The organism is Haloarcula hispanica ATCC 33960, assembly GCF_000223905.1.
GTDB lineage: Archaea > Halobacteriota > Halobacteria > Halobacteriales > Haloarculaceae > Haloarcula > Haloarcula hispanica.
The window spans coordinates 2730194-2745425 of record NC_015948.1 but is presented as its reverse complement, the minus strand read 5'-3'; the positions used below and the strand labels follow the sequence as shown (position 1 = coordinate 2745425).

Sequence of the window (15232 nt, the reverse complement as noted above, 5' to 3'; positions counted from 1 at the left end):
TGGCTATATTTCGGTTGACGAGAGAGGGAGACCCATGGCAACAGAGCAATCCGTCGACCTCGTCGACGACGAGACTGTGGGCTTGTTCACGAAGGCGGTGCTGCTCGCGGCGCTGACCGCGGCGCTCGCACAGATATCTATCCCGCTTCCGGGACCGCTGGTGCCGTTCTCGCTGCAGCCGTTCGGGATGTTCTTCGCCGGCCTGCTACTGGGGCCGCTGTGGGGCGGCGTCGCGCTCCTGTTGTACCTGCTGGTCGGTATCGCCGGTGCGCCGGTGTTCTCGAACGGGAATGCGGGTATCGGATACGTCATCGCCGGCCAGGGGTCGGGCGGTTTCCTCGTCGGGTTCCTCGTCGGCGCGGTCGTCGCTGGCGCTATCGCACACCGGAGCGTAGCGCCCAAACCGGTCGCTGCTCTCTCTGCCCCAGTGCAGGTCGTCGCGCTCACCGCGGCGGTCGTCGTCGTGTACGCTATCGGCATCCCGTGGATGTGGTTCGTTACTGGCCTCCCACTCACTCGCGCCGCGGCCGTGATGGCTCCGTACATACCACTTGACCTCCTGAAGCTCGGTATCGCAGTCGCCGTTGTGCAGGGCGGATATCTCAACGGTCGATGATAGCGGTCAGCGACCTGCGCTATCGGTACGGCGACGTCGACGTCCTCGACGGGCTCACGCTGTCAATACCCGACGGTCAGTACTGCCTGCTCGTCGGACCGAACGGGAGCGGCAAGACGACGCTCGTCCGGCATTTCAACGCCCTGCTGACGCCCGACGCCGGAACGATCACCGTCGACGGGACCGACGTGACGGACGACCCGGTCGTCGCCCGGACACGCATCGGGATGGTGTTCCAGCACCCCCGCGACCAGTTCGTCGCCGCGACCGTGGCGGCTGACGTGGCCTTCGGCCCGGAGAACCTCGGCCTCGACAGGGACGAGATCGACCGCCGGGTCGGAACGGCGCTCGACGCCGTCGACCTCGGCGATGCAGCGGATAGCCGTATCGACGCTCTCTCGGGCGGCGAGCAGGCCCGCGTCGCCATCGCCGGGGCGCTCGCCATGGAACCGGACTACCTCGTGCTCGACGAACCGCTCGTCGGCCTCGACTGGCCGGCCAGGGAGTCGGTGCTCGACCACCTCGACGCGCTGGCCGCCGATGGAACGGGCATCATCGTCGTCACGCACGACCTCCGGGACCTCCACGAGCGGGCCGACCGCCTCGTCGCGCTGCAGGATGGGCAGGTCGTGCTCGATGCGTCGCCATCCGAAGCGCTCGATACCCTCACGGACCTCGGTATCCGCGACCCACGATGTTGAGCTACCGGCCCGGCTCGACGTTCGCGCATCGGCTGGACCCGCGGTCGAAGCTCCTGGTCCAGTTCGGGCTCGCCATCGCCGCGGTCGCACACCCCACGCTCCCGTGGCTCGTCGGGACGACCGCGTTCGCACTGGGGACGCTCGCGGCGGCACGGCTCTCGCCGCTGGCCGTCCTGCGCTCCTACCGGGTCGTCCTCGCCGTGCTGGCGCTGGCACCGGTCGTCGCCGGTGTGGCGCTCGGCCCGCCGTGGTTTCGGGTCGACCCGGCGCTCCGTTCGGCCCTGCACGTCGGGCGCATCCTCCCGGTGTTGCTCGTCAGCGCCGCCTACCTCACCTCGACGCCAGTCCGAGATACCCGGGCGGCGGTCCAGCGCCTGATCCCCGGCAAGCCCGGCCAGATCCTCGGTATCGGGATGGCGCTCGTTGTCCGACTGTTCCCGCTGGTACTCGCGGACGTTCGGGAGGTGCGCGATGCGATCCACGCTCGCGGCGGTGAGGCCCGCCCGCTACGGGACCGCGTTCGGCTGCTCGCCGTTCGGTCGCTGGAACGGACCCTCGACCGCTCGGACCGGCTCTCGGCCGCTCTGCGGGCCCGCTGTTTCGCGTGGAACCCGACGCTGCCGCCGCTTGCCTTCGAGCGTCGTGACTACCCGGTGCTCGCCGTCGGCATCGCGCTGTCGGTGTCGCCGCTCGTTCCGGTTTAGCCGGTCGCCTGTGTGCGCCCGAGTACAACGGTGGATGGTGGTTTCGCTATTCTGTCACTCCACGACATCGACACCGGTAATCTCGAACCGTGCGCCGCCCTCGTTCCCCTCGTCGATAGTTACCGTCCAGCCGTGGGCGTCGGCAATCTCCGCGACGATCCAGAGCCCGAACCCCGTCCCGGCGTCTGACGTCGAGTAGCCGGTCTCGAACACGCGTGACCGCTCCGATTCGTCGATGCCATCGCCGTCGTCTTCGACGTAGAAGCCGTCGTCAAGTTCTCCAACGGTGACCGTCACGTCGTCGCCGCCGTGTTCCACGCTGTCGTCGGCCCCCGGCCGACTGCTTGTGGAGCCATGCTCCACACTGTTGCTGAACAGGTTCTCGAGCAGTTGTTCCAATCGGCTCCTGTCGGCACGAACGACGGCGTCTGTCTCGACAGTGAGTTCGGCGTCGTTGGTTTCGACGTTGTGCCAGCACTGTTCGGCCGTGTCCGTGAGCGCCACTACGCCGGCGTCAACCGCTGACTGCTCGTCGCGAGCGGCCGCGAGCAGGTCGTCGATGAGCGTCCGCATCCGCGCGAGCGCGTCGCTGGCGCTGTCGAGGTGTTCGCTGTCGTACTCCTGTTGGGCCAGTTCGATGCGTCCCTCGGCGACGGATAGTGGGTTCCTGAGGTCGTGGCTGACGATGCTCGTGAACTCTTCGAGACGTTCGTTCGTGTCCTCCAGTTCCTGCTCGCGGCGCTTGCGCTCGGTGATGTCACGGTCGATACCGATTGCCCGGACTGGCGTCCCGTCGCTGTCGGATTCGACGCGGCCCTTTGCCTCCATCCAGCGGACCTCGCCGTCACGGACGATTCGGAACTCGGCTTCGTACGTGCCGGTCTCGGTCGCTGATTCGATTCGGGCCGCGACTTCCGACTGGTCCTCGGGATGGACCAGCGGTAAAAACTCGTCCAGCGACTCGATGTCGGTGCCGTACAGCGTCTCGGACCCGGGGTAGTACGACAGGCCGCCGGACTCGAACTCGCGGTCCCAGACGACCGTATTAGTGGTCTCTAGCGCGATTTCCATCCGCTCGCGTGCCTCCTCCAGTTCGCGCTCCCGGAGCTTCCGGTCCGTGATATCCTGGACAGAGCCCCGGAGTTTGACAACATCGCCGTTCTCGGTGACTGGTTCACACAGTGCGCGGACCCATCGGTCGTGGTCGTCGTCGCCGATACGCACCTCCATGTCGTATCCTTCTGCCGTCTCTATCGCTCGGTGGAACTCCGTCATGACCGTCTCTCTGTCGTCGGGGTGGTACAGATCGACGATAGACTCGACGCTCAGTTCGTCGTCCGGTGTCAGCCCGTGTATCCGGTAGAACTCGCTTGTCACCGTCATCTCCGGCGGCTCGCTCGTCACGTCTATCTCCCAGCCACCGACGCTCGCGATCCGCTGGGCCTGGTCGAGGAGTTCCTTCGTTCGCGTAAGCTCCTGCTCGCGTGCCTTCCGTTCGGTGATGTCCCGGCCGATGCCGGCCAGCATCGGGTTCCCGTCGGGGTCTTCGACGCGGGTCGCCGTGAACTCGTGGGGGATCTGGTCCCCCGATTTCGTGATAAACGGCACTTCCACCCGGGTCGTGTCGCCCTCGAACACCGATTCGATAGCGGCCGCGACGAGGTCCTGATGCTCCTCCGGGAAGAAATCGGCTCCGTGAGTCCCGGCAACTTCCGCGTCCGAGTAGCCGGTCACGTTCAGCAGGCTCTCGTTCCAGCGCCGGAAGCGGCCGTCGCTGTCGAGGACGTAGAACACGTCGTCGATGGCGTCCAGCATGTCGTCGGTGTACTCCTTGTACCGTTCGAGGCGTTGTTCGCGCTGCTGGCGTTCGAGTTCGTAGCTCACCCACTGCGTCGCGAGATGGACGAACGTCTTCTCGTCCTCGGTGAAGGGGGTCTTGCGGGCCTCCCGGTCGACGAAACAGAGGCTCCCTGAATGCGCGTCACGGACACGGACCTCGGCGCTGATGTACGTCTCGTATTCCCAGCGGTCGTATGCCGGGTCCGAGGCCCACCCCTCATCGGACGCTTCGGCGATTGCCATGACGCTCCCTGTGTCGATCATCTTCCGGCAGTACGCCTCCGACAGCGGTGTGACGGTTCCTGGCTTGAGCCGTTCGTCGCTCCCGCTCGCATAGCGGACGGTGAACTCGTCGCGGTCAGTATCGTTCGCGGACAGGAACGCGCCAGCGGTCCCAAGGCGCTCCCGACCAAGGTCCAAAACCGCCTGTATCTTCTCTTCAAACGAGGCGTCGGGGTCGGCGCTGATCTCGTAGAGCTTCCGGAGCGTCTGGTTGTGCTCTGTGAGCTGGTTCTTGGTGGCTTCGAGTTCGCGCTCGCGGTTCCGCCGCTCGGTGATGTCACGGGCGAACCCGGCCACGCGAACGACCTCGCCGTCGTCGTTCGTGATTGGCTCGCCCTGTATCCAGACCCAGCGCTGATACTCCTCCGTTGCGTTGACACGGCATTCGACGTCGGCCGACTCGCCGTGCATGAGACGCCGCATCGCGTCTTTCATCAGCTCGCGGTCCTCGGGATGGATACCGTTCAGGAAATCGTAGGGGTTGTCACGGAGCTTGGCCACTGACCGCCCCCAGATATCCTCGTAGGCGGAGTTGATCACGAGGACTTCGCTCAGGTCGGCTGTGAACTCCCAGAGGATATCGTTGGTTGCCTCAGTGAGCTCCCGGACACGGCGCTCTGACTCGGCGGCCTGTCGCTTCGCGCGGTACTCGGAGACCGCGTTTTCGATGCGGTTGGCCAGTAGCTCGTACACCTCGACTCCGAACGACTTCTGTAGATAGTCGGTGACGCCCATCGAGATAGCTTCGCTGGCCACCTCTTCGCTGCCCTTGCCGGTGAACAGAATGAACGGTAGGTCCGGGTTCGTCTCCCGAATCGCATCGAGCAGATCGATGCCGTTCATCTTCGGCATATCGTAGTCGGAGACGACGGCGTCGAATCCGTTTTCGGCGAGCTGGTCGAGCCCGTCTCGTGCGCTGGTCGCGGTTTCGACGGAGATCCGGTCGTCCGCAGCCTCCAGGGAATCCGCTGCGACAGCCACGAAATCAGGGTCGTCGTCGATGTGTAACACCTGAATCCGTTCGCCGACGACATCGGTTTCCCCGTCGAGATGCCGGCCGCGAAGCGCCTCGGTCATAGTCAACTAGTTCACAAGTCCACGCAAAAACAGTTCTGCCAGTTAATTTGTGTTCGCGCGCAAGCGAAGCCGGCAGTCGGTGGCGACGAGGCTATCGCCTGCGTGTGACAACACCCGGCCGTCAGTGAGCCGGTCTTCCCGGGACATTCGGTTTCAGTCTGCCGCTCGGCCGCCGCCGCCGGCGTACGCGCGAGTCACGTCGACGAGCGCCTTCCGGAACTCGGACTCGTTCGGCTCGGGCGACAGCGAGCCGAAGTGGCGCTTGAACTCCGTGAGGTCGACCGATTCGGCGTCCTGGGCCGCGGCGTGGGCGAGGTCGTACAGCCGGTGGTCCGGTTCGACCAGGTCGTGGCGCTCACACAGCGCAAGAGCGAACGCCGCATTGACGGCCGTGATATCCGGGTCTGCAGCCGGCGTCAGTCGTGCGGCCGGTTCGCTGGGGTGGCGCACTCGGGTCGGTGACGTCGAGCGGTCCCAGGTCGGCGGGTCGCCGGGGCGGTCCGCGACGGCGGCCGCGAGGCTGGCTTCCAGAAACGGAACCAGTTTGTCGCCGGGCACCACCGGCATCCAGATGTCGTCGGCGTAGACGTCTTTCATGTGGTTGGCGATCTGGTAACAGTGCGTGAGCTTTCGCTGCTCGACCGAACGCCCCGCCAGCGCGAGGTAGATGGCCTCCCGCGTCGACTGGGTGTGTGACGGATGCTCCCGTTCGTGATGGTGCATGTGCGCGTATTCGTGTAACGCCAGTTCGCGGGCCATCGCGCTCGTCGCGGCCTGGCGGGAGATTGTCAGCCGGTGGGCGTCGTCGCTGTGGCTGACGCGGGTGCGCTCGTCGGGGTCCTCCCGGATCCGGACAGTCACTGGTCGGTTCAGGTCGTGTTCCGTCGAGAAGAGGTCCCGCGCCCCGAGAAACGGTTCGGCCGGCCCACCCTGCACGTGCACGTCCATGTGTCACCTTCTCATGGGTCGCAGAGCTATTAATCCACGGGTGGGGGCAGCGTTCGCACAGAGCGGGTGCTCAGGACTCAATCGCCGCGAAACCGCGCTCCAGGTCGGCCCGGAGGTCCTCGACGGCTTCGATACCCACCGAAAGGCGGATAAGCGTGTCAGAGATGCCGAGTTCGTCCCGCGCAGCCGGTGAGAGGGGTTCGTGTGTCATCGCCGCCGGGAGCTCCGCCAGGCTCTCGACGCCGCCGAGGCTGACTGCCAGCGTCACCGTCTCTAACGCTTCGAGGAAGCGCTTGGCGTCGGCCATGTCTCCGGCCAGTTCGAACGAGAGCACGCCGCCAAAGCCCTGCATCTGCTCGCGAGCCAGGTCGTGCTGTGGGTGACTCTCTAACCCTGGGTAGTGGACCGTTTCGACGCGCTCGTGGTCGTCGAGGTACTGCGCGAGGGCCATAGCGTTGTTCTCGTGGCGAGTCATCCGGACACCCAGCGTCTTGATGCCCCGCGAGATGAGATAGCTGTCGAACGGGGCGAGCATGTTCCCGAGCGCGATCTGCTGGCGGAACTCCACCCGCTCGGCCACCTCGGGGTCGTTAGTAATCAGTGCGCCGCCGACGGCATCGCTGTGGCCGTTGAGGTACTTCGTCGTGCTGTGGACCACGAGGTCCGCGCCGAGGGACAGCGGCTGCTGGAAGTACGGACTCGCGAAGGTGTTGTCGACCCCGAGCGTCGCGTCGTAGTCGGCGGCGACGGCCGCAATCGCGTCGATGTCACAGAGTTTTATCAGTGGATTTGTCGGGGTCTCGACCCAGACTAACTCCGTTGCCGGCGTCATCGCGGCCGCGACAGCGTCGGCGTCAGTTGCGTCGACGAACTCCACGTCGACGCCAAGCTGGTCCCGGAACAGCGTTTCGAACATCCGTCGCGTGCCCGCGTACAGGTCGTCGAACGCAACGACGTGGTCGCCCGGTTCGACCAGTGAGAGCACCGCTGTTGCAACGGCCGCTGTCCCCGAACTGAAGGCATAGGCTCGCTCTCCGTCCTCTAGCGCGGCTAACTCCTGTTCGAGGCCGTGTCGTGTCGGGTTCGACAGCCGCGAGTAGAGGAACTCGCCTTCACCGGGGTCGACGTCCTCCAGAGAGAGGTCCGTGTCGAGCCCGGCTAGTTCGTAGGTCGACGAGAGGTGTATCGGGAGCGTGACATCCCCTGCTGCTGACGCCGTCTCGGTATCGACTGCAATCGTGTCGAGGTGTGGACGCCGAGTCATACGCTTCCGTCTGCTGGCTGGCGCTAATACCTTTGCAATCATTACTCATCCGACTGCAAATAATTATAATCGCTGGGTATACTCCCGTGACTATACTGTCGGTTGTTCTCCCGTGAGGGGTTGCCCCACAGGTAGCGACTATCTGCACGAAGACACAGCCAGCAGTGCACCGACCGTTCGGAATGCCAGACCATGACACGCGAACGGCCGGATTTCGAGCGGTCACGGCCGTAGTGAAACACTATCCTTTTGACCCTGCTGTTGATAGAAAGCTGTATAATGGGCCGACGTAAGAAAATCGTCCAAGAATGTGAGACACTGATGGACGATCCGGAGCACATCCGGAACATCGCCATCGCTGCTCACGTCGATCACGGAAAGACGACACTGACAGACAATCTGCTGGCCGGTGCCGGCATGATTTCCGACGACACCGCCGGCGAACAGCTGGCGATGGACACTGAGGAAGACGAACAGGAACGTGGGATCACCATCGACGCGGCTAACGTTTCGATGACCCACGAATACGAGGACCAGAACCACCTCATCAACCTTATCGACACCCCTGGCCACGTCGACTTCGGTGGCGACGTGACCCGTGCGATGCGTGCCGTCGACGGCGCGCTGGTGGTCGTCGACGCCGTCGAGGGCGCGATGCCCCAGACCGAGACGGTGCTCCGGCAGGCGCTCCGCGAGGGCGTCAAGCCGACGCTGTTCATCAACAAGGTCGACCGCCTCATCTCCGAGCTTCAGGAAGGACCCGAGGAGATGCAGGAGCGCCTGCTCGCGGTCATTCAGGACGTCAACGACCTCATCCGCGGCATGACCGAGGAGATGGACGACATCGAGGACTGGACGGTTTCCGTCGAGGAAGGAACCGTCGGCTTCGGCTCCGCGCTGTACAAGTGGGGCGTCTCGATGCCGTCGATGCAGCGGACCGGCATGGACTTCGGCGAAATCATGGAGCTCGAGCGCAACGACAACCGCCAAGAACTCCACGAGCGCACGCCGCTGTCCGACGTGGTGCTCGACATGGTGTGTGAGCACTTCCCGAACCCTGTCGACGCCCAGCCGATGCGAGTTCCGCGTATCTGGCGTGGCGACGCCGAATCCCAGCTCGCCGAGGACATGGCGATGGTCAACGAGGACGGCGAAGTCGTCCTGATGGTCACCGACATCGGTGTCGACCCCCACGCTGGCGAAATCGCCGCCGGTCGTGTCTTCTCCGGCACGCTGGAGAAGGGGCAGGAGCTGTACGTCTCCGGAACTGCGGGCAAGAACCGCATCCAGAGCGTCGGTATCTACATGGGTGGCGAGCGCGAGGAAGTCGAGCACGTTCCCGCCGGGAACATCGCCGCCGTCACGGGCCTCAAGGACGCCATCGCTGGCTCCACCGTCTCCAGCGAGGAGATGACGCCATTCGAGTCCATCGAGCACATCTCGGAGCCGGTCATCACGAAGTCCGTCGAGGCACAGAACATGGACGACCTGCCGAAGCTCATCGAGACGCTCCAGCAGGTCGCCAAGGAAGACCCGACCATCCAGGTCGAAATTAACGAAGACACCGGCGAGCACCTCATCTCCGGGCAGGGTGAACTCCACCTGGAAGTCATCGGCCAGCGTATCGAGCGCAACCAGGGCATCCCGATCAACACCGGTGAGCCGATTGTTGTCTACCGCGAGGCCCCGCAGAACGAGAGCCGCGAAGTCGAAGGTCGGTCGCCGAACAACCACAACCGCTTCTACATCAGCATCGAGCCGCTCGGCGAGGACATCGTCGAGACCATCAAGATGGGCGAGGCGTCGATGGACATGCCAGAACTGGAGCGCCGTGAAGCGCTGCAGGAAGCCGGCATGGACAAGGACGACTCCCAGAACATCGAGCACATCCACGGGACCAACATCCTGCTCGACGAGACGAAGGGTATCCAGCACCTCAACGAGACGATGGAACTCGTCATCGAAGGCCTCGAAGAAGCCCTCGACGACGGCCCGCTCGCGTCCGAGCCGGTCCAGGGGTCGCTCATCCGTCTCCACGACGCCCGCCTCCACGAGGACGCCATCCACCGCGGCCCGGCCCAGGTCATCCCGGCCGTCCGCGAGGCTGTCCACAACGCGCTCATCGACGCCAGCATCAAGCTGCTGGAGCCGATTCAGCAGGTCCGCATCGACGTGCCCAACGACCACATGGGCGCTGCGAGCGGCGAGATTCAGGGCCGCCGTGGCCGCGTCGACGATATGTACCAGGAAGGCGACCTGATGGTCGTCGAAGGCGTCGCCCCGGTCGACGAGATGATCGGCTTCTCCTCAGACATCCGCTCGGCCACTGAGGGCCGTGCCTCCTGGAACACCGAGAACGCCGGCTTCCAGGTCCTTGCCGACAACCTCCAGCCCGACAAGATCAGCGAGATCCGCGAGCGCAAGGGCATGAAGCAGGAACTGAACCCGGCTATCGACTACTTCTAAGTACCTTTTTACTTCGTCGGGTTTCCTCGCGCCGCCGATGGCGGCGCTGCGGGAACCACTCCTCGTAAAAATCTACGCTAAAAACGACCTCCAAGTCGCGCTCTGTGAGCGCGCTCGGAGTGAAACCGCGCGCCGCCGGCGCGCGGTATGCTGTCTGCCCGCTTTCTCTTGTCTCTGCCCCGCTACAGGACTGCTCTCATTCTCCCGCTTGTTCCCGCAACCGGTCGATTCGGTTCCCCAGCGGTGGCGATTTCGAGAACGGGTTCGCGAGTCGTCGTCTCGACGGCTCCATTTCGTGGACGGTAGCGTACCGTTCGAGGGCGTCGGCAACGGCATCGGGGCCGACGCGGTCGGCCGCGTAGTCGTCGGCTGCCCGGACACCGCGGCGGGTGACCCACAGGCTGGCGACGATGAGTCCGAGACTTGCGCCGGCAAGCGGCCACAGCGGGCCGACGTCGGCCAGTGCCACGAACAGCGGAACTACTGCGACAAGCAGGCCGCCGACGACCCGGGCAAGGACTCGGGCGTTCTGGCGGCCGGCCTGGATTGCGAGCAGGGCCGTCGCCGTCTCGTCGTCGAACACGTCGAGGAACGTGCTCGTCAGGAACAGGCGGCGATACCCGGGGAAGCCGCGCACGGTCACGTTCGCGGTTCTCTCCTGTTCGGTGTCGAACACCCGGACGTCTCGGACAGTCAGTCCCGCACGCTCTTTGAGTCGCTCCAGCGTCTCCGCTGTCGGTTCGTCCGGTCTATCGACCGACCGGATTAGCGGGATGAACCACGGGGAGACAGCCTGTACGGTGACAGCGAAAACGGTAACGAGAGCCAGCAGTCCGGGGGGCGACAGCCCGGTTTCGAGCGGTACCACGACGACAGTCACCAACGCAGTGATTCCGAGGACGTACCGTCCCATCCGGACCACCGCCCGACCGGTCGAGAGTTCGATGTCACGAACGCTGCGGATACCCGGGACAGTCGGCGCGTAGGCGGCCAGTCCGACGGTGCCGGCGGCGAGCAGCTCGGCGAACGTCGCTACCACTGCTCCGACCACTCCGGTCTGCCCGCCGGCGATCAAGTGGCCGAGTCCGAGCAACAGAAAGACGACGTACGACAGCAGCGTGAACGGGAGTATGATGCCGAGGAACAACTGCCGGTATCTGGCGACGGGGTTCGAGAGTCGTCGTACGACCGCGCTTCCGAGCGCGCCGATGCCCGCTCCGACGACGGCGAGGACACCGACGAGGAACGCCGCCGTACCTATCGCTATCGGGGCTGACTGGAGGGCGTGCACATACGACACGCTTCACCGGTAGGAAAAAAACGTAGCGTTCCCTGCCCGCGACTGTCACGACGGCGGAGCCCCACGCTTAGGTCACCCGGAACCGAACGGCAGGGTATGAGTGACCGCCTTCACCAGATTGTGGACCTTCTCGTCGCTGCTGTCATCGCCGGCACGTCGACGTTCATCTGGAATCTCGTCCTGCCGACGGGGCTGGCGCTGACGCTTGCGGGGATGTTCGCGGCGATGTACTACTTTTCACGCAATCCCTGGGGGTCGCCTCGCGGCGAGGCGTACAACGAGTGGATCGACGACCTGTACGACCGCTTTCTGCCCTGAGACCAAACGAACGGTTTCTTATACGTGCCCCTGCTGAGTCATCCACAATGAGCCGAGATACCCAGGAGGTGAGCGGGCGATGAGCGACTCGACCGACGAGGTACGGTCCTACACAGTTCGGCTGGAGCTGGTCGACGAACCGGGCGAACTGCTGCGGGCGCTCGAGCCCATCGCCACGAACGGCGGGAACCTCCTCTCTATCTTCCACGAGCGGGGGAACGTGACCCCGCGGGGCCACATCCCCGTGGAGGTCGACCTGGAGGCGACCCCCGAGCGGTTCGACGGAATCGTCGACGCACTCCGGGACGCGGGCATCAACGTCATCCAGGCCGGGGCCGAGCAGTACAGCGAGGCGTTGACGATCATCCTCACCGGCCATCTCGTCAACACAGACCTCTCTGACACGCTCTCGCGGATTCACGAGTCCACGGACGCGACCGTGACCGACCTCTCGCTGTCGGCACCGGAGGGGACCGACGACGCCTCCAGCGCGCGCATCCGACTGGCGACCGAGGAAGGGGCAGTCGACGAGACGATGACTTCGATTCGTGCTGTCGCCGACGAGAAGGGGCTCCACGTCATCGAACCGCTCGCTGCGGGAGGTGAGGCATGAGGCTCGCCGTCATCGGAGCCGGTGCAGTCGGCTCCAGCGTCGTCGAATTAGCGAGCGACCACGGCCATTCGGTCACCGCGTTCGCTGACTCCAGTAGTGCCGTCATCGACAGCGCCGGCATTGACACTGCCGAGGTGCTCGACCGGAAGCGAACCGACGGCGTTGTCGGCAGTGCCGCACCCGAAGACGCGCTTTCGGCCGAGTACGACGTACTCGTCGAGGCGACGCCGACGACGCTCGGCGACGCCGAACCGGGGTTCAGCCACGTTCAGGCCGCACTCGAACGGGACCGCCACGCCGTGCTGGCGAACAAAGGCCCGGTCGCAGAGCGGTACGCCGACGTTCGCGCGCTGGAACGCGAAAGCGAGGGGAGCGTGCTGTTCGAGGCAACCGTCGGCGGCGCGATGCCGGTCCTCTCGACCATCGACGACTTCGACCCGAGCCACATTACCGCCGTCCGCGGGGTGCTCAACGGGACGGCGAACTTCATCCTCTCCCGGATGGCGACCGAGGGTCTCGATTACGAGCACGTCCTCGCGGAGGCGCAGGACCTCGGCGTTGCCGAGGCTGACCCGACCTTCGACGTCGACGGCACCGACGCGGCGCTGAAAGGCGTCATCGTCGCGAACGTCCTGGCCGATGACGAGACAGAATACACGCTCGATGACGCCGAAGTCGAGGGCATTCAGGATATCTCCGGCAGTGCGCTCGAACTCGCACGGGCTGACGGGCGGACCGTTCGGCTCATCGCCGAGGTCGTCGAGGGCTCCGTCCGCGTCGGCCCGCGGCTCGTTCCGGACAACGCGCCGCTTGCCGTCTCCGGGACCCGGAACATCGCGCAGCTAGAGACCGAACACGCCGGCCAGCTCAACATCTCCGGGCGCGGTGCCGGCGGCCCGGAAACCGCGAGCGCGGTGCTTGCCGATATCGGCCGACTGTAACGAGATAGCGGGATTTCCGACGCGCCTGTATCGTTCTCTTATCCACTGTGCTTCCCTCAGTTGGCAGTCCCGTTTGTCACTCCGAAGGACACAAACCCGGCCGTGACTGCCGGTATCGGTCGTTCTCCCTGACCAAGCTATTGGGTGCCACACTACCATGCCATGTCGTGCCGAATCGCAAGAAAGCGACGGGCTGACGCTTACACGCTTTCGAAATCGTTTTATGAACCACCAGCTAATAAACCCGATACAGCGCCTCTGCGCGTGAGAGATAACAATGAGCGACGAACAACACCAGAACCTGGCCATTATCGGCCACGTCGACCACGGGAAGAGCACGCTCGTCGGCCGACTCCTGTACGAGACAGGATCGGTACCGGAGCACGTCATCGAACAGCACAAGGAAGAAGCCGAGGAGAAGGGCAAGGGCGGATTCGAGTTCGCCTACGTCATGGACAACCTCGCCGAAGAGCGTGAGCGCGGTGTCACCATCGACATCGCCCACCAGGAGTTCAGCACCGACGCCTACGATTTCACCATCGTGGACTGTCCTGGTCACCGCGACTTCGTGAAGAACATGATTACCGGCGCGTCCCAGGCCGACAACGCCGTCCTGGTCGTCGCCGCGGACGACGGCGTTCAGCCGCAGACTCAGGAGCACGTGTTCCTGGCCCGCACCCTGGGCATCGGCGAGCTCGTCGTCGGTGTCAACAAGATGGACCTCGTCGACTACGGCGAATCCGAGTACAAGCAGGTCGTCGAAGAGGTCAAGGACCTCCTCACACAGGTCCGCTTCGACCCTGACAACGCCAAGTTCATCCCGCTCTCGGCGTTCGAAGGCGACAATGTCGCCGAGGAGTCCGAGAACACGGACTGGTACGACGGCGAAATCCTGCTGGAAGCACTCAACAACCTGCCGGCTCCGGAGCCGCCGACGGACGCGCCGCTCCGACTGCCGATTCAGGACGTCTACACCATCTCCGGTATCGGTACGGTCCCGGTCGGCCGTGTCGAGACGGGTATCCTGAACACGGGCGACAACGTCAGCTTCCAGCCGTCTGACGTCTCCGGTGAAGTGAAGACCGTCGAGATGCACCACGAGGAAGTCCCGAAGGCCGAGCCCGGTGACAACGTCGGCTTCAACGTCCGCGGCGTCGGCAAGGACGACATCCGACGCGGTGACGTCTGCGGTCCGGCCGACGACCCGCCGTCGGTCGCCGAGACCTTCCAGGCCCAGATCGTCGTGATGCAGCACCCGTCCGTCATCACGGAAGGGTACACGCCGGTCTTCCACGCCCACACGGCACAGGTCGCCTGTACTGTCGAGTCCATCGACAAGAAGATCGACCCGTCCTCCGGTGAGGTCGCCGAGGAGAACCCCGACTTCATCCAGAACGGGGACGCCGCCGTCGTGACGGTCCGCCCACAGAAGCCGCTCAGCATCGAGCCGTCCTCCGAGATTCCGGAGCTCGGTTCGTTCGCTATCCGCGACATGGGTCAGACCATCGCCGCCGGCAAAGTCCTCAGCGTCAACGAGCGATAACGTATGTCCCAGCAGGCACGCGTTCGGCTCGCGGGCACAAGCCCCGAGGACCTCGACGACATCTGCGCCGACGTGCGGGAGATCGCGAACAAGACCGGCGTCGAACTCTCCGGTCCGGTTCCGCTCCCCACCAAGACGCTGGAGGTTCCCACCCGCAAGTCCCCCGACGGTGAGGGGACCGCGACGTGGGAACACTGGGAGATGCGCGTCCACAAGCGGCTCATCGATATCGACGCCGACGAACGGGCACTGCGCCAGCTGATGCGCATCCAGGTTCCCAACGACGTCTCCATCGAGATAGTCCTCGAGGACTGAGCCTCGGGACCTGTCGCTTCGCGACAGCGTCGTTGTGTAGCCCGACCGAACCGCTGGCCGGGACAGTGTGAATCGCTATCGAAGGCCGCTCTCACGCGCAGGGTTTTTATAACTCCGCGTTCGAGTGGCAGACCACGCGGGCTCGTAGATCAGTGGCAGATCGCTTCCTTCGCAAGGAAGAGGCCCCGGGTTCAAATCCCGGCGAGTCCATGGCGTTACTTCGTTCTGGCGAACTATCCCGAAAAGCGTCGCCTACGCCCTTCTATCTGAATCTTACTCGCAGGCCCTTCTGCGTATAAACTCGA

General features: G+C 64.6%; 13 protein-coding genes and 1 tRNA gene. 10 read left to right on the top strand and 4 right to left on the bottom strand.

The window, feature by feature from the left end:
* The first annotated feature begins 34 nt into the window (after window positions 1-34).
* Genes HAH_RS13870 through HAH_RS13860 form a run of 3 tightly spaced genes read left to right on the top strand, consistent with a single transcriptional unit; the run spans window position 35 to window position 2021 of the window.
* Entirely contained in the window at window positions 35-616 is a 582-nt protein-coding gene (locus tag HAH_RS13870; protein ID WP_014041487.1) for a biotin transporter BioY, read from the top strand.
* Window positions 613-1317 (top strand): energy-coupling factor ABC transporter ATP-binding protein, encoded by a 705-nt coding sequence (locus HAH_RS13865; protein ID WP_014041486.1) that lies wholly within the window; start codon window positions 613-615, stop codon window positions 1315-1317. Before HAH_RS13870 ends, HAH_RS13865 begins: the two co-directional genes overlap by 4 nt.
* Window positions 1311-2021 (top strand): energy-coupling factor transporter transmembrane component T family protein, encoded by a 711-nt coding sequence (locus HAH_RS13860; RefSeq protein WP_014041485.1) that lies wholly within the window; start codon window positions 1311-1313, stop codon window positions 2019-2021. Before HAH_RS13865 ends, HAH_RS13860 begins: the two co-directional genes overlap by 7 nt.
* A 54-nt stretch (window positions 2022-2075) precedes the next feature.
* On the opposite strand, the gene HAH_RS13855 is transcribed toward HAH_RS13860, so the two are convergent.
* The 3 genes from HAH_RS13855 to HAH_RS13845 form a co-directional block, all read right to left on the bottom strand.
* The gene (locus HAH_RS13855) at window positions 2076-5219 is read right to left on the bottom strand and encodes a PAS domain S-box protein (RefSeq protein WP_014041484.1); all 3144 of its coding nucleotides are present in this window, start codon (window positions 5217-5219) and stop codon (window positions 2076-2078) included.
* Between the two features lie 153 nt (window positions 5220-5372).
* Window positions 5373-6167, bottom strand: a complete 795-nt coding sequence (locus HAH_RS13850; protein ID WP_023843438.1) for a DUF5781 family protein — start codon at window positions 6165-6167, stop codon at window positions 5373-5375.
* 70 nt (window positions 6168-6237) lie between these two features.
* Window positions 6238-7431, bottom strand: coding sequence for a trans-sulfuration enzyme family protein (locus tag HAH_RS13845; RefSeq protein ID WP_014041482.1), 1194 nt, complete (start codon window positions 7429-7431; stop codon window positions 6238-6240).
* A 279-nt stretch (window positions 7432-7710) separates the two neighbouring features.
* Here HAH_RS13845 and HAH_RS13840 point away from each other — a divergent pair, with 279 nt between their 5' ends.
* A complete protein-coding gene (locus HAH_RS13840) occupies window positions 7711-9897 on the top strand; it encodes an elongation factor EF-2 (protein ID WP_014041481.1) in 2187 nt (728 codons plus the stop codon).
* A gap of 196 nt (window positions 9898-10093) precedes the next feature.
* Here HAH_RS13840 and HAH_RS13835 read toward each other — a convergent pair whose 3' ends face one another.
* Window positions 10094-11188 (bottom strand): peptidase, encoded by a 1095-nt coding sequence (locus HAH_RS13835; protein ID WP_014041480.1) that lies wholly within the window; start codon window positions 11186-11188, stop codon window positions 10094-10096.
* 105 nt (window positions 11189-11293) lie between these two features.
* Between HAH_RS13835 and HAH_RS13830 the strand changes: the two genes are divergently transcribed.
* The 6 genes from HAH_RS13830 (at window position 11294) to HAH_RS13805 (ending at window position 15137) form a co-directional block, all read left to right on the top strand.
* Window positions 11294-11515, top strand: a complete 222-nt coding sequence (locus HAH_RS13830) for a hypothetical protein (protein ID WP_014041479.1) — start codon at window positions 11294-11296, stop codon at window positions 11513-11515.
* A gap of 79 nt (window positions 11516-11594) precedes the next feature.
* On the top strand, window positions 11595-12128 hold the full coding sequence (locus HAH_RS13825) for an amino acid-binding protein (RefSeq protein ID WP_008307542.1): 534 nt from the start codon (window positions 11595-11597) through the stop codon (window positions 12126-12128).
* Complete coding sequence (locus tag HAH_RS13820; RefSeq protein WP_014041478.1) at window positions 12125-13069, top strand: homoserine dehydrogenase; 945 nt, start codon at window positions 12125-12127, stop codon at window positions 13067-13069. The genes HAH_RS13825 and HAH_RS13820 overlap by 4 nt, the downstream gene beginning before the upstream one ends.
* Before the next feature lie 277 nt (window positions 13070-13346).
* Entirely contained in the window at window positions 13347-14612 is a 1266-nt protein-coding gene (gene tuf, locus HAH_RS13815; RefSeq protein WP_005537153.1) for a translation elongation factor EF-1 subunit alpha, read from the top strand.
* A gap of 3 nt (window positions 14613-14615) precedes the next feature.
* A complete protein-coding gene (gene rpsJ / locus HAH_RS13810) occupies window positions 14616-14927 on the top strand; it encodes a 30S ribosomal protein S10 (RefSeq protein WP_004515425.1) in 312 nt (103 codons plus the stop codon).
* A 138-nt stretch (window positions 14928-15065) separates the two neighbouring features.
* Window positions 15066-15137 (top strand) — tRNA-Ala (locus tag HAH_RS13805).
* Window positions 15138-15232: the final 95 nt, after the last annotated feature.